Here is a 15652-nt window from a genome sequence, read left to right on the forward strand (position 1 = left end):
ACGGCCTGGGAACAGGGCCTGGTTCAGCTCACTGGCTTACCACTTGTAAGTGGCGCTGGCGACGATACTGCGCTGGTCGCCGTAGTAGCAGTAGAAGCTGTCGCAGGTGGAAATGTAGTCCTTGTCGAACAGGTTGGTCGCGTTCACCGCCAGCGATGCACCCTTCAGACTGTTGTCCAGACGGCCCAGGTCATAATGCACGCTGGCGTCGAACACGGTATAGGCATCGGCCTTGCCCAGCCAGGTGTTGGCCTTGTCGCCGTAGGTGTTGCCGGTGTAGCGCACGCCGGCGCCAATGCCGAAACCGTCGAGCACGCCGGCGTGCCAGGTGTAGTCGGTCCACAGCGAGGCTTGTTGGTTGGGCATCAGTTGCAGACGATTGCCCTTGTCGACGCCTTTCTGCACTTCGGACTTGGCCAGGGTGTAGGCGGCGATGACTTTGAGGTTGTCAGTCACATCCGACACGGCCTCGAGTTCCAGGCCTTTGACCTTCACTTCGCCGGTCTGGCTGGTCACCGAAACGTTGTTGACGAAGGTGTTCACCGCGACGTTCTTCTGGGTCAGGTCATACACGGCGGCGGTCAGCAGGGTCTTGCTGCCCGGAGGCTGGTATTTGATGCCCAGTTCCCATTGCTTGCCTTCGGTTGGCTTGAGCGAGCCGGTCGAGGTGGCATCGGCGCCCGTGGTCGGCTGGAATGATTCGGCGTAGGACAGGTACGGCACGAAACCGTTATCGAAGACGTAGCTGAGCGCCGCGTTGCCGCTGAATTTCTTGTCACGCTGGGTGTTGGTGGCATCGCCCTTGTTGAAGAACTCGGTGCTGGTGTGCACCCAGTCTTCACGGCCGCCGAGGGTCAGGCGCCACTGGTCGAGGGCCATTTGGTCCTGCACGTAGAGGCCGGTCTGGTAGGTCTTCTGGTTGTAGTCGTAAAACGCGGTGGAGCGTGCTGGACGTACGATCGGCTGGCCGTAGATCGGGTTGATAACGTTGGTTTGCAGACCATCGCCAAAAATCGAGGTGTAGTTGGTGTTGCTGCGCTGGTGATCCAGACCCAGCAGCAAGGTGTGGCGAATGTTGCCCGTGGCGAAGTCGGCCTGGAAGTTGTTGTCCACGGCGAACTGGCTGATGTCTTCGTCGACGCTGGTGCTGGTGCGGCCGACGTTGCCCTCTGCATCCACGGTGGTGAACGGGTAGGAACCGGGGGTCAGCGACTGGAACGACAGGTCCGACTTGGTGTAGCGCAGGTTCTGCTTGAACTGCCAGACATCGTTCAACCGATGCTCGAAGGCATAACCCAGCGCATAGTAGGTGCGATCGTAGTATTCCCAATCCGGATCGCCGAGATTCTTGTGATGGGAAATATCACCGAGCGGCGATTTGATCTTCGTGCCCTGGATCGGCAGAAACTGGCTGGTGATGCCGGTGTCATCGCGGGTGAACTGGCTCAGCAGAGTGAGTTTGGTGTCGTCACCGATGTTCCAGGTCAGGCTCGGCGCGATGTTGTAGCGCTTGTTGTCGACGTGGTCGACCTGCGTGCCGCTGTCGCGCACCACGCCGCTGATGCCATAGAGAAACTGCCCGGCGTCATCGATCTTGCCGGTGCTGGCGAAGTTGATCTGGCGGTGATTGTCGCTGCCGTATTGCAACTGGATTTCGCTGCTGGCTTCAGCGCTCGGGCGGCGGCTGACCATGTCGAGCAAACCGCCCGGCGGGGTGTGGCCGTACACCGACGAAGCCGGGCCACGCAGCAGGGCGAGGCGGTCGAGGTTCCAGGTTTCCTGTTTCGGGTTGGCGTACACGCCTTTGGGCAGCGGCAGGCCATCGAGGAACTGGGTCGGCTCGAAACCACGCACGCGCAGCCAGTCGGCGCGGGTGTCGCTGCCGTAGCTGCTGGCGGTGATGCCCGGCATGTAGCGCACGGCGTCATCGAGGCTGTGCACGCTGCGGTCGTCCATTTGCTGGCGGGTCGCCACCGAGATCGAACGCGGTGCTTCGACCAGCGCAGTGTCGGTCTTGGTGCCGGCGGCGGTGCGGGTCGCGGTGTAGCCTTCGACCGGGCCCCAGGCGCTTTCGAAGTTTTCCACGCCGATGACCGAAGTTTCCGGCAGGGCCAGCGTGCCTTCAGGCACGGCCACCAAGGTGTAGGTGCCGGCGCTGCTCTGTTCCAGTTGCAGACCGGTACCGCGCAAGGCCGCGCGCAGGGCTCCGGCGGCGTCGTACTGGCCGTTGACCGGGGCCGAGGTCTTGCCGGCGGCCAGCGCAGGATTGAGCGACAGGGCGAGGCCGCTCTGGCTGGCGATCTGGTTCAGGGTGGTCGACAGCGGCGCCGCCGGCAGGTTGTAGGCGCGCACGCTGGACGCTTGCTCAGCGGCGAGCAACGGGCTGCTGATCAGCGGCGTGCCGAAAGCGATGGCAAAAGCCAGCAGACTGGGGCGCAACAAGGTGTCTGGCGAACGGGACATACGGCGGCTCCTGAATGGAAATATTTCTCAATTGCCTGTGTGCCGGACGAGATTGGAAAAGTGATAGGGCTCGGTGGAAATTATTTTTTGCTGGAAATGGTTGTGCGGCTGATGCCGTCATCGCGAGCAGGCTCGCTCCCACAGGTGATCGCATGCCAATGTGGGAGCGAGCCTGCTCGCGAAGGCGGTTTTCCTGCCGACGCATTACTCAGGCTTGATATCAGCCTTCGCCACGGTGACCCAATACGGCGTATGCCGCTCGATCTGCACTGGCAGAGTCGGCAGCAAAGCACTCAGCGCCTTGTCGGTGTCGTGCAACGGAAAACTGCCGGTAATGCGCAGATCGGCCACTTCCGGCGCCACACCCAGATGGCCACGACGATAGCGCCCGAGCTCGTGCACCAGATCGCCCAGCCGCGCGTTGTCCACCACCAGCATGCCGCGCGTCCAGGCATCGGCGCCGGGGGCGAGGGCGGCAATCGAGCCCAGCCCGTCACTGCGCAGCAACACCTGCTGGCCTTCGCGCAGAATCTGTACTTGCGGGTTGGCCTGGGCATGTGCCGCCACCGCTGACTGCAACACGCTCAGGCGTGTGCCATCGTCCTCGCGCTTGACCAAAAACCGCGTGCCCAGCGCGCGCATGCTGCCTTCGCGGGTTTCGACGATAAACGGCCGCGCATCGCCATGGCCGGTCTCGACGAGGATTTCGCCTTCCTGCAACACGATCAAGCGGCGCTCGTCATCGAAGCGTACGTCGACCGCGCTGTGGGTATTGAGGTTGAGCAGAGTGCCGTCGGACAGGCGCAAGCTGCGCTGTTCGCCGGTGGCGGTGCGCTGATCGGCGAGCCAGTAATCCAGCGGCAGATAGCGCTCACTGACAAACAGCCCGAGCCCGATGATCACCACGACACTGGCCAGCCCGCTGCCGAGTTTGCGCACGCGCCGACGAATGCCTTCGCGTGATTGCAGCAACGCACTTCGGGCCGGGCCCTTGGCGACGCTGAAGCGCTGATCGAGCATGCCCAACTGGCGCCAGGCGCGGGCATGTTCTTCATGGGCCGCGTGCCATTTGGCGAATTCCTCGCGCTCCAGTGCGGTGCTCGAATCGAGGGTCAATTGCCAGGCAATCGCCGCGTCCAGCACATGCGCCGGCACCGGCCGCGAACTGGCCGCGGTCATGTCGGTTCACCGTAAAGGGCGATGTAGCACTGGCGCAGGCCTTGGGCCAGGTACTGCCGCACGCGCGGCACTGACACGCCGAGTCTGGCGGCGATTTCGCCGTGGCTGAGGCCGTCGAGGCGGTTATACAGGAAGGCCGCGCGCGCCTTGGTCGACAGCTTGCCGAGCAGGCGATCGATGGCTTTGAGGTCGTCGAGGATCATTTGCTGTTCTTCAACCGACGGCTGCTCGTCTTCGGGGATCAGCATCAGTTCGGTGAGGTAGGCCTGTTCCAGCGCGGCGCGGCGGAAGTAGTCGAACAACAGGCCTTTGGCGATCGCCACCAGAAACGCCCGAGGTTCGCGCGGCGTCAGCAGCTGGTCGCGGTTGAGCAGGCGCACGAAGGTGTCCTGGCTCAGGTCCTCGGCACGCTGCGGACACGCCACATTGCGCCGCAACCACGCCAGCAGCCAACCGCGATGGTCGCGATACATCGCACCGACGAGCTCACTGTGGGGGTTGGGCACTGACGACACCGGACATCACCGATTGGGAAATGTTAACTAACGAGAATAGTTCGCGATTCTGGCAGAGGTGGGAATGGTTAGCAATTGGCCACTGGTCAGGTGATAGGGCTGCATGCCTCTGTAGGAGCTGCCGAAGGCTGCGATCTTTTGATCTTGCTGTTTATAAAATCAAAAGATCGCAGCCTGCGGCAGCTCCTACAGGGGTAGTGCTAGAAAGAGTGAGTTTGCTGCCGCCGCTTCCACTGATTCAACCGCTGCTGCAACTGCAACGGACTGTAGATCTGCTGCGCCCGCGCGCGGCTGAACAGGATCAACGCCAACTCCGCCGTGGCCAGCGCATCGGCACTCGCGTTATGCCGCTCGAACACTTCAAGGCGAAACCACTCGATCCACTCATCCAGCCCGGCCTCGCGAATCTGCGCCTGCGGACACAGAAACGGCGCGATATCTGCCACATCCAGAAACACATGCTGCAGCTTATGCCCCAGGTGTTCTTTCACTGCGCGCCCGAGCATGTGCTGATCGAACGGCGCATGAAACGCCAGCACCGGGCTGTCGCCGATGAACTCCAGCAACTCCAGCAACGCTTCCGCCGGGTCGCTGCCTGCGGCAATCGCATTCGGTCCCAAGCCATGAATCAGCACGCTGGGGCTGAGCTTCAATTCGCGGCATTGCAAGGTGCGTTCGAACTGCTGACGGAAATCGATCGCGCCGTCCTCGATCACCACCGCGCCAATCGACAGGACCCGATCCTTGCTCATATTCAGGCCGGTGGTTTCCAGGTCCAGCACCACCCAGCGCTGCTCACGCAGGCTGCATTCGCTCAGCTCGGCAAGCGCCGGCAGATTCGCCAGCCGCTGCTGCAAGTCCGCCGACACCACGGGACTGGCCGGGCGCAGCCAGGAAAACAGGCTCATAGCTGATACCGCAAGCTCAGGCTGCTCTGCAGGCGTTGCGCCTGCCGCAGGGATTCACGCAGGATGCGCCGGTCGAGGTGATTGAGGCTGTCGGGATCGACGCGGTTGGAGTACGGCTGGTTCTCCCGGGTCTGGAGCTGATGCTGCTGCATGCGCGTTTGCTGAATGAAGTGATAGGCCTCTTCATACGCCGCGCCGTCGAGCGGCTCGATGACTTGTTTATCGACCAATTGGCGGAAACGCTCGAGGGTGTTGTTGGCGTCGATGCCGTTGGCCAGCGCCAGCAAACGGGCACCGTCGACGAACGGCGTCAGACCCTGGATCTTCAGATCCAGCGTGGCCTTCTCGCCGTTCTTGCGTGCCAGCACGAATTCACGGAAGCGCCCAACGGGAGGGCGATTGCGCAGCGCATTTTCGGCGAGCATGCGCTGGAACAGACGATTGTCACCGACCTGATCGAGAATGCCCCGGCGCAATTGCTCGCAGCCTTGCTCATCGCCCCAGACCACGCGCAGGTCGAAATAAACGCTCGAGCCCAGCAGGTTCTCCGGCGTGGCTTCGCGGATGAACGCGGCAAAGCGCCGTGCCCATTCGGCCCGCGACAGACACAGCTCGGGATTGCCGGCCATGATGTTGCCCTTGCACAGAGTGAAACCGCACTGCGCCAGGCTCTGGTTGATCTGCTGGGCAATCGGCAGCAGCTTGCCGCGTATTTCTGCTGCGTGCGCGGCATCGCGCGCGTCGAAGAGAATGCCGTTGTCCTGATCGGTGTGCAGCGTCTGCTCGCGCCGGCCCTCGCTGCCGAAACACAGCCAACTGAACGGCACACCCGGGTCGCCCTTTTCCGCGAGGGTCAGTTCGATGACCCGGCACACCGTGTGATCGTTGAGCAGGGTGATGATGTGGGTGATTTGCGTCGACGACGCGCCGTGGGCGAGCATGCGTTCGACCAGTTGGCCGATCTCGCCGCGCAAGGTCACCAGTTGCTCGATCCGTTGCGCGCTGCGGATGGTCCGGGCCAGGTGCACCAGATCGACCCGTTGCAGGGAGAACAGATCACGCTCGGATACCACGCCGCACAGGCGTTGATCCTTGACCAGACAGACGTGAGCGATGTGCCGCTCGGTCATGGCGATCGCCGCATCGAAGGCGCTGTGATCCGGCGACAGATAAAACGGTGATCGAGTCATGTGCTGTTCGATGGCGTCGCTGAAATCGCCGACACCTTCGGCGACCACATGGCGCAAATCGCGCAGGGTGAAAATCCCCAGCGGCGCCTTGTGCTCATCCACCGCGACGATGCTGCCGACCTGTTGCTCGTGCATCAGCTTCACCGCTTCACGCAGTGGTGTATCGGCGCTGCAAGTCACCGGATGGCGCATCGCAAGTTCACCGAGACGAGTGTTCAGCGAGTATTGGGTGCCGAGGGTTTCCACGGCTTTTTGCTGGACTTGCTGGTTGACCTGATCGAGCAGGCTGCTCACCCCACGCAAGGCGAAATCGCGGAAGGCACTGGAGAGGGCGAACAGTTTGATGAACGCCAGCTTGTTCAGTTGCAGGCAGAAGGTGTCTTCGCCCGCCAGATGTTCGGTGCGCGTGGCGCGCTCACCGAGCAGCGCGGCCAGCGGAAAGCATTCGCCGGTGGTGATTTCGAAGGTGGTTTCGGTGCCGGGCTTGGTGATGTGCTGGCGTTCGCCGACCACCCGACCCTGTTTGACGATATAAAAGTGCTCCACCGGGCCGTCAGCCGGTTTGATGATGCTCTCGCCCTGGGCAAAAAAACGCAGCTGACATTGCTCCACCAGATAGGCGAGGTGGGCGTGTTCCATCTGATTGAAGGGCGGGAAGCGCTGGAGGAATTGCAGGGTGCCCTGAATGTTCTGCAACACCGCGGTTTTCCCTGCCTGGGTGAAGGCGTCCGCTTTGCTCATAACCATTACCGCAGTCTTTTTCGAATTGTTGTTGTCGGATCGTTGCCACCATGGTCGACCCCGGCGGGCAGGGTGCCCATTGGACGTAAGTCTAGGTTTTGCCACCATTGGCCGATTTTCGGAAATAACCTACGCAAAAGCTCGGAAAAGCTTGCGCTAGCCACTTGGAAAAAATTCCGACGAAGTGCACATTGAAGCGCTGTCCGGTGATGTCTGACGACTTGCCAGGGATTGTTTGAACATTTAGAGAGCGCCATGTCCGACCACGATATTTTGAGCGACGCCGAGCGAGAAGCGCTCAGCGCAGTCATGCTCGAACCCGATCTGCCGCCGCAGCGTGTCCTGATCGTCGACGACGACAAGGACGCCCGCGAGCTGTTGTCGGAGATACTCGCGCTGGACGGCATTCGCTGCATGACCGCAGCCAGCGGTGAAACCGCGCTGAAAATGCTCGATGAAAAGCCTTCGATCGGTCTGGTGATTACCGACCTGCGCATGGGCAATGTCGACGGCCTCGAGCTGATTCGCCAGGTGCGTGAATCGGTACGGGCAGCGATGCCGATCATCATCGTCTCCGGCGATGCCGACGTGAAAGACGCGATCGAAGCGATGCATTTGAGCGTGGTGGATTTTCTGCTCAAGCCGATTGATACGGGGAAGTTGCTTGAGTTGGTGAAGCATGAATTGGGCATTGAGCCCTAGAAGCCCCTCACCCTAACCCTCTCCCAGAGGGAGAGGGGACTGACCGCGGTGAATGTTGGAGGTACACCGACCTGAATTTCATGAGTCGAACTCAGGAATTGAAACTTCCCCAATCTGCTCCCTTTCCCCTCTACCCCTTGGGGGAGAGGGCTGGGGTGAGGGGGATGGATCTCAAGCCCACCACAACAATCCAACCCACCTCACAAACAAAAAGGCCCTGATCTCTCGATCAGGGCCTTTTTCACTTCCAGCGTCAGCGCAAATTACAGACCATTCGCGGCCTTGAACTCGCGACGACGACGGTGCAGCACCGGCTCGGTGTAGCCGTTCGGCTGCCTGGTGCCTTCGATCACCAGTTCGACCGCCGCCTGGAAGGCGATGTTGCTGTCGAAGTCCGGTGCCAGCGGGCGATACAGCGGGTCGTTGGCGTTCTGACGGTCGACCACCGGTGCCATGCGCTTGAGGCTTTCCATCACTTGCTCTTGGCTGACGATACCGTGGCGCAGCCAGTTGGCGATGTGCTGGCTGGAGATACGCAGCGTCGCACGGTCTTCCATCAGGCCAACGTCGTTGATATCCGGGACTTTGGAGCAACCGACACCTTGGTCGATCCAGCGCACCACGTAACCGAGAATGCCTTGGGCATTGTTGTCCAGTTCGTTCTTGATCTGCTCTGGCGTCCAGCTTGGGTTCACTGCCAGTGGAATGGTCAGGATGTCGTCCACCGAGGCGCGCGCACGTTTGGCCAGTTCGGCCTGACGCGCAAACACGTCAACCTTGTGGTAGTGCAGCGCGTGCAGCGCAGCGGCGGTCGGCGATGGCACCCAGGCAGTGTTGGCGCCGGCCAGAGGGTGAGCGATTTTCTGCTCGAGCATCGCTGCCATCAGATCCGGCATGGCCCACATGCCTTTACCGATTTGCGCACGACCTTGCAGGCCGGTGCTCAGACCGATATCGACGTTCCAGTTTTCGTAGGCACCGATCCACTTCTCGGCCTTCATGTCAGCCTTGCGCACCACTGGGCCGGCCTCCATGGAGGTGTGGATTTCGTCGCCGGTGCGGTCGAGGAAACCGGTGTTGATGAACACCACGCGCTCGCTGGCGGCCTTGATGCAAGCCTTGAGGTTGACCGTGGTGCGGCGCTCCTCGTCCATGATCCCGACTTTCAGGGTGTTGCGCGGCAAGCGCAGGACATCTTCGATACGCCCGAACAGCTCGTTGGTGAACGCCGCTTCTTCCGGGCCGTGCATTTTCGGTTTGACGATGTACACCGAACCGGTGCGGGTGTTGCGCCGCGAAGTGTTGCCGTTGAGGTTGTGCATTGCCGCCAGACAGGTCACCAGACCATCGAGGATACCTTCCGGTACTTCGTTGCCTTGGCTGTCGAGGATCGCATCGATGGTCATCAGATGGCCGACGTTGCGCACGAACAACAGCGAACGACCGTGCAGGGTCACTTCACCGCCGTTGGGCGCTGTGTAGGTGCGATCCGGGTTCATGGTGCGGGTGAAGGTCTGGCCGCCCTTGGACACGGATTCCGCGAGGTCGCCCTTCATCAGGCCGAGCCAGTTGCGGTAGATCACCACTTTGTCGTCGGCATCGACGGCGGCCACGGAGTCTTCGCAGTCCATGATCGTGGTCAGCGCCGCTTCCATGAGGATGTCTTTGACCCCGGCGGCATCGGTCTGGCCGACTGGAGTGCTGGCATCGATCTGGATTTCGAAGTGCAGGCCGTTGTGCTTGAGCAGAACGGCGATCGGCGCGTTGGCGTCACCCTGGAAACCGATCAACTGAGCGTCATCGCGCAGGCCGCTGTTGCTGCCGCCCTTGAGCGTCACGACCAGTTTGCCGTCAGCGATCTTGTAGCCGGTCGAATCGACGTGGGAGCCTGCGGCCAGTGGCGCGGCTTCGTCGAGGAAGGCGCGGGCGAAGGCGATGACTTTGTCGCCACGCACCTTGTTGTAGCCTTTGCCTTTTTCCGCGCCACCGTCTTCGCTGATCGCGTCGGTGCCGTAGAGGGCGTCGTACAGCGAACCCCAGCGGGCGTTCGAGGCGTTGAGCGCGAAGCGCGCATTCATCACCGGCACGACCAGTTGCGGGCCGGCGGTGCGGGCGATTTCATCGTCGACGTTTTGCGTCGTCGCCTGGAAATCAGCCGCTTCTGGCAGCAGATAACCGATCTCTTGCAGGAAAGCTTTGTAGGCCACGGCGTCGTGCGCCTGGCCGGCATGCTGCTGATGCCAGGCATCGATGCGCGCCTGGAAGTCATCGCGTTTGGCGAGTAGGGCTTTGTTCTTCGGCGCCAGGTCATGAATGACCTTGTCGGCACCTTCCCAGAATTGTTCGGCGGTGAGGCCGGTACCGGGAATGGCTTCGTTGTTCACGAAGTCGAACAGGACTTTGGCGACCTGCAGGCCACCGACTTGAACGTGTTCAGTCATTGCTTGCCTCACTCTGCTCAGCTATTTCGCTTTTCAGCTCGTCAATTTAACAATGAAGCTTCCGGCCATTTAAACCACAAACCTGCGGACCAGTACATGCCATCGCTGGCGGCTGGGCTAGGACCAATCAACGGCTTGGAGGCCTTGCTGACGGGGCTTTCAGGATTGCGAAGGACCTTGGGCAGACATCGATCCAGCGTTATGTAGTGCGCGCTGCGGCATACTACATGATGAGTTGCGCTTGTGAAAATCAGACTAATTACGTCGTTCTGCGACCTCATGACGCATTGCGGTCACGTCGCGGAAAGGGATGTTCTCAAAAAAGCATTGGATTGTTCCAGCTAAATATCGAAAGTTGTACACATAATTACTGTTTGACTGCTATGGCGCGATTTGGCGTCTCCCCCTTTGCGATGAGCGAATCTGTGGCGAGGGGATTTATCCCCGTTTGGGTGGCGAAGCCGCCCCCTGCGGTCCGGCTGGCAGACCCAATTGGCAGGACTCACGACTGCTGCGCAGCCGGACGGGGATAAATCCCCTCGCCACAGGTCATCATCTGCCAGCACTGGGTCAGGCTGAATCAAGCCGCTTGCCTATACTTGCCCTTCGATAACAAAAGTCATGACAAGAGGGCTGCGCCATGGACCATCTCGTACTCACCGTTTTCGCCCCGGACAAGCCCGGGCAGGTCGAGCGCATCGCCCAATGCATTGCCGAGCACGGCGGCAACTGGCTGGAAAGCCGCATGTCACGCATGGCCGGGCAGTTCGCCGGGATTCTGCGCGTGGGCGTGCCGGCGGAGGCTTACGACGAACTGGTCGATGCCCTGCAAGCGCTGTCGGCCCATGGCATTCGGGTATTGATTGCCGAAAGCGGAGTGGAGCAGTCCTGCACGTGGAAACCGATCGCCATGGAACTGGTCGGCAATGACCGGCCGGGTATCGTCCGCGATATCACTCGGCTCTTGAGCGAGCAGGGCGTAAACCTGGAGCGACTGGTAACTGAAGTGCGCCCGGCGCCGATGAGCAGCGAGCCGCTGTTTCACGCCGAGGCGATTCTCGCGGTACCGCTGACCTTGTCGCTCGACGTTCTGCAGGCGCGTCTGGAAACCCTGGCCGATGATCTGATGGTCGAACTGGTGTTACGCACAGAAGTTTGAGCGTTCACAGGGTTATTCAGGTTTAACGTGCACCTGCCTGTGGATAACCTGTAGAGACAGACCGCCACGCCACGCCGGCCGTGGCTTTGCGCAGGTTGATCAAAAAACCGCCAACATTCAGTGACTTGCGCACAAACGGCGGGGATCACGCTGTGGATAAGCTTGGGAAGGAACGATGCAGGCCACGAGAACCGTGGCCTGTGGAGGTTTGTGCGTTTTTTGATCAGGCGCGCCGGCGCAAACTTATCCACGCATCAACGCTGTAGACCGCCAGACCGGCCCAGATAAACATGAACGCGACCAGCGTGCTGGACGACAAATGCTCGCCAAACAGCAGCACGGCTTGCAGCAACACCAGTGTCGGCGCGATGTATTGCAGGAAGCCGATGGTGGTGTAGGGCAAGTGGCGGGTGGCGGCGTTGAAACACACCAATGGCACCAGCGTCACCGGGCCGGCAGCCACGAGCCACCAGGCTTCGGAGGTGGTCCAGAAGGCCGGCTGCACACTCGTGGCAGTCTGATTGAACAGCAACCATGCAATCGCGATCGGCACCAGCATCCAGGTTTCCACCACCAGCCCCGGCAACGCCTTGACCGGCGCCTGCTTGCGGATCAGACCGTAGAAGCCGAAAGTCAGCGCCAGCGCCAGCGACACCCACGGCAAGCTGCCGACCTGCCACACCTGCTGCGCCACGCCGATGGCAGCGAGACCGACCGCGACCCACTGCATGCGCCGCAGCCGTTCGCCAAGAATCACCATGCCCAACAGGACGTTGACCAGCGGATTGATGTAGTAACCCAAACTCGCCTCGAGCATGCGGCCGTTGTTCACCGACCAGACATAGGTCAGCCAGTTGGCCGCGATCAGCGTGCCGCTCAGGGCCAGAATCGCCAGGCGTTTTGGATTGTCGAGCAGCTCGCGCAGCCAGCCCGGGTGTTTCCACACCATCAGCAGCAACGCACCGAAGAGCGCCGACCACAGCACCCGATGGATGATGATCTCGACGGCCGGGACTTCGGCGATGGCTTTGAAATAGATCGGGAACAGGCCCCAGATGATGTAGGCGCTCAGGCCCAGAATGTACCCGCGACGCGGGTTGGCGGCTTGCATGCAGAATCCTTGCTCAGGCAGCTGACAAAGGAGGGATTGTAAGGAGATTTGTCTGCAAGTGAGTTGTGAATTTGTGAACACCGGACAAATGTAGGAGTGAGCCTGCTCGCGATAGCGTCGGGTCAGCCAACATCAAAGTTGAATGTCCGTCCGCTATCGCGAGCAGGCTCGCTCCCACAGGGTTCAGGTTTGAATCAGAAAAGTTTCAGCGGCTCTTCATTCAGTGCCGCCAGCTGCTCACGCAAGGCCAGCACCTGGTCGCCCCAATACCGCTCGGTGCCAAACCACGGAAAGCTGTGCGGGAACGCCGGGTCGTCCCAGCGCCGCGCCAGCCAGGCGCTGTAGTGCATCAGGCGCAGGGCGCGCAACGGTTCGATCAGCGCCAGTTCGCGCGGGTCGAAATCATGGAATTCGTTGTAGCCGTCCATCAATTCCGACAACTGCCCCAGACACTCCTGACGATCGCCGGCGAGCATCATCCAGATGTCCTGCACCGCCGGGCCCATGCGGCAATCGTCGAGGTCGACGATGTGGAACATCTCGTCGCGGCACATCATGTTGCCGGGGTGGCAGTCACCGTGCATGCGGATGTTCTGGTGCGGCGTAGCGGCGTAGACATCTTCGACGCGTTTGAGCAGGTCGCGGGCAACCGACTCGTACGCCGGCAGCAGGCTCTTGGGAATGAAATTGCCCTCAAGCAGGGTGTTCAGCGAGGCATGGCCGAAGTTCTGCACCGCGAGGGCTTCGCGGTGCTTGAACGGCTTGGTACCGCCCACCGCATGCATGCGCCCGAGCAACTGGCCGAGGCGATACAGCTGATCAAGGTTGCCCGGCTCCGGCGCGCGGCCCCCACGGCGCGGGAACAGGGTGAAGCGGAAACCGGCGTGCTCATGCAGGGTTTCACCGTTATGGATCAGCGGCGCTACCACCGGAATGTCGATGTCGGCCAGTTCGAAAGTGAACTGGTGCTCTTCGAGGATGGCCTCGTTGGTCCAGCGCTGCGGACGATAAAACTTGGCAATCAGCGGCTCGTAGTCTTCGATACCGACCTGATAAACACGGTTTTCGTAGCTGTTGAGCGCCAGAATGCGCGCGTCGCTGAGGAAGCCGATGCTTTCAACGGCATCCAGGACGAGATCGGGGGTGAGGGTTTCAAACGGGTGGGCCATGCTGACTCCTGCGCGCAGCAGGCTGCTGCGTCCGGCTCGGCATGGTAGCGCAGATGGCGGCGGCGGAGGTGGTTGGTGTCATTGCTGATGCCATCGCTGGCAAGCCGGCTCCCACAGGTTTTGCGCAAGACCTGTGGGAGCTGGCTTGCCAGCGATGAGGGTTTATCAGGCGCCGACGATCCCACCATCCTCGCGCGTAATCGCCATCACCGAAGACCTTGGCTTGCCGTTGGGCAGGTGCTCGGGGAAGGTCGAACCACCGTTTTCGCCCGGATGCTGAATCCCGACAAACAGGGTTTTCTGATCCGGCGAGAAGCTGATCCCGGTCACTTCACAACCCACCGGCCCGACCATGAAACGGCGAATCTCACCGGTCGCAGGATCGGCGCAGAGCATCTGGTTGTTGCCCATCCCGGCGAAGTCGCCAGCGTTGCTCGAATCGCCGTCAGTGAGAATCCACAGGCGGCCGGCGTTGTCGAAACCCAGACCGTCGGGGCTGTTGAACATGTTCTGCGGGGTGATGTTCGATGAGCCACCCTTCGGCGTCCCGGCATGCACGCCCGGGTTGCCAGCGACCACAAACAGGTCCCAGGCAAATGTCTTCGAGGCGTGATCGTTGCGGTCGGTGCGCCAGCGCAGAATCTGCCCGTAAACGTTCTTCTCGCGCGGGTTTGGACCGCCCACCGGTTGCCCGTCTTCACCGCGCTTGGCGTTGTTGGTCAGGGTGCAATAAACCTGGCCGTCCTTGGGGCTGACGACGATCCACTCCGGGCGGTCCATGCGTGTTGCGCCGACGACGCTGGCGGCGAGGCGCGCGTGGATCAGCACTTCGGCCTGATCGGCAAACCCGCTGCTGGCGTCGATGCCGTTCTTGCCGTGTGTCAGTTCGATCCACTGGCCCCGGCCTTTCGGGTGATCAGGGTTGCCGTCACCGGCATCGAATTTGGCCACATACAACGTGCCGTGATCGAGGATGTCGCGGTTGGCCTTCTGATTGCGATGGTTGATGCGATCGCGGCTGACGAATTTGTAGATGAACTCGCCACGTTCGTCGTCGCCCATGTACACCACAGCGCGACCATCGTCGGTCTCGGCGAGTGCGGCGTTTTCATGCTTGAAGCGGCCCAGCGCGGTGCGTTTGACCGGAGTCGATTGCGGATCGAATGGGTCGATCTCGACCACCCAGCCGTGACGGTTGAGCTCGTTGGGGTTCTTGGCCATGTCGAAGCGCGGGTCGTGCGGGTGCCAGTTGATGTCTTTGCTGCTGGCGACAACGCCGTAGCGCTTTTGCGCGGCATCGAACTGCTGCTGGGCGTTGCTGCTGCCGAAGCAGTCGGTGAAGTTTTCTTCGCAGGTCAGGTAGGTACCCCACGGCGTCTTGCCGTTGGCGCAGTTCTGGAAGGTGCCGAGAACTTTCTTACCGTGCTTGTCGGCAGCGGTTTTCATCAAGTCGTGGCCGCGGGCCGGACCGCTGATGCGCAGCGGCGAGTTGCCGTGGATGCGGCGGTTATAGCGCGAGCCCTGGACGAATTGCCACTGGCCGTTCTTGCGCTGCACTTCGATCACCGACACGCCTTCGCAGGCCAATGCCTTGCGCACATCCTCAGCCGACTGCGGCATGCCGCCATGCGGATACAGGTAGCGGTAGTTGGTGTATTCGTTGTTGATTGCCATCAGCGCGCGGTTCTTGTCGTCCGGGAAGGCGAACAGGCTCATGCCGTCATTGTTGTCGCCGAACTGCACTTCCTGTGCGGCAGCGGTGCCGTTACCGCTCGGGTCGAAGGCCGGGCCGTTCTTGTGCAGCGGCTGGCCCCAACTGATCAGCACCGAAGACTTGTAGCCCTTGGGCAGGCTGATGGCGTCGGTGGTCGCCGCCGGAATGCTCTCGAAACCGAGCAGGCGGCTGTTGCCGGCGCTGACGCTGGCGGCCATGACGCTGCGGCTCAGCAGGTTGCCGCCGAGGAACATCGCAGCGCCGCACAAGGCACCGGCGCTGATGAAACCGCGACGGCTGAGGCCGACCATTTTTTCCAGATCAGTGGATTGGTTTTCTTCTAATAGGCTCACATCAGGC

Annotated in this window: 11 protein-coding genes; 2 read left to right on the top strand and 9 right to left on the bottom strand. The window is 61.3% G+C overall.

The window, feature by feature from the left end; genetic code table 11:
- Positions 1 to 36: 36 nt before the first annotated feature.
- From AB4N48_RS00090 to AB4N48_RS00110, 5 genes are all read right to left on the bottom strand, one after another.
- Complete coding sequence (locus tag AB4N48_RS00090) at positions 37 to 2463, bottom strand: TonB-dependent siderophore receptor (RefSeq protein ID WP_460094582.1); 2427 nt, start codon at positions 2461 to 2463, stop codon at positions 37 to 39.
- 204 nt (positions 2464 to 2667) lie between these two features.
- Positions 2668 to 3642, bottom strand: coding sequence for a FecR domain-containing protein (locus AB4N48_RS00095; RefSeq protein WP_460094584.1), 975 nt, complete (start codon positions 3640 to 3642; stop codon positions 2668 to 2670).
- Positions 3639 to 4115, bottom strand: coding sequence for an RNA polymerase sigma factor (locus AB4N48_RS00100; RefSeq protein WP_263596263.1), 477 nt, complete (start codon positions 4113 to 4115; stop codon positions 3639 to 3641). Before AB4N48_RS00100 ends, AB4N48_RS00095 begins: the two co-directional genes overlap by 4 nt.
- Positions 4116 to 4357: 242 nt before the next feature.
- Complete coding sequence (locus AB4N48_RS00105; RefSeq protein WP_406227723.1) at positions 4358 to 5065, bottom strand: 3'-5' exonuclease; 708 nt, start codon at positions 5063 to 5065, stop codon at positions 4358 to 4360.
- Complete coding sequence (locus tag AB4N48_RS00110) at positions 5062 to 6996, bottom strand: putative nucleotidyltransferase substrate binding domain-containing protein (protein ID WP_460094586.1); 1935 nt, start codon at positions 6994 to 6996, stop codon at positions 5062 to 5064. The genes AB4N48_RS00105 and AB4N48_RS00110 overlap by 4 nt, the downstream gene beginning before the upstream one ends.
- Before the next feature lie 255 nt (positions 6997 to 7251).
- Here AB4N48_RS00110 and AB4N48_RS00115 point away from each other — a divergent pair, with 255 nt between their 5' ends.
- Positions 7252 to 7698 carry a response regulator gene (locus AB4N48_RS00115; protein WP_016772851.1) on the top strand — a complete coding sequence of 149 codons (447 nt, stop codon included), beginning with the start codon at positions 7252 to 7254 and terminating at the stop codon, positions 7696 to 7698.
- A gap of 263 nt (positions 7699 to 7961) precedes the next feature.
- Here AB4N48_RS00115 and AB4N48_RS00120 read toward each other — a convergent pair whose 3' ends face one another.
- Complete coding sequence (locus AB4N48_RS00120; protein WP_305381646.1) at positions 7962 to 10139, bottom strand: malate synthase G; 2178 nt, start codon at positions 10137 to 10139, stop codon at positions 7962 to 7964.
- A gap of 640 nt (positions 10140 to 10779) precedes the next feature.
- On the opposite strand from AB4N48_RS00120, the gene AB4N48_RS00125 reads away from it, so the two are divergent.
- Entirely contained in the window at positions 10780 to 11298 is a 519-nt protein-coding gene (locus AB4N48_RS00125; RefSeq protein ID WP_016772854.1) for a glycine cleavage system transcriptional repressor, read from the top strand.
- Between the two features lie 223 nt (positions 11299 to 11521).
- Here AB4N48_RS00125 and rarD read toward each other — a convergent pair whose 3' ends face one another.
- The 3 genes from rarD to AB4N48_RS00140 all read right to left on the bottom strand — a co-directional run bounded on the left by rarD (position 11522) and on the right by AB4N48_RS00140 (position 15645).
- Positions 11522 to 12409 (bottom strand): EamA family transporter RarD, encoded by an 888-nt coding sequence (rarD, locus tag AB4N48_RS00130; protein WP_041476730.1) that lies wholly within the window; start codon positions 12407 to 12409, stop codon positions 11522 to 11524.
- Positions 12410 to 12603: 194 nt separating this feature from the next.
- Entirely contained in the window at positions 12604 to 13578 is a 975-nt protein-coding gene (locus AB4N48_RS00135) for a serine/threonine protein kinase (RefSeq protein WP_460094588.1), read from the bottom strand.
- A gap of 165 nt (positions 13579 to 13743) precedes the next feature.
- Positions 13744 to 15645: a PhoX family protein gene (locus AB4N48_RS00140; RefSeq protein WP_460094590.1), complete on the bottom strand. Its 1902-nt coding sequence runs from the start codon at positions 15643 to 15645 to the stop codon at positions 13744 to 13746.
- Positions 15646 to 15652 lie beyond the last annotated feature (7 nt).

The sequence above is a fragment of the Pseudomonas sp. S2_C11 genome (assembly GCF_054668395.1).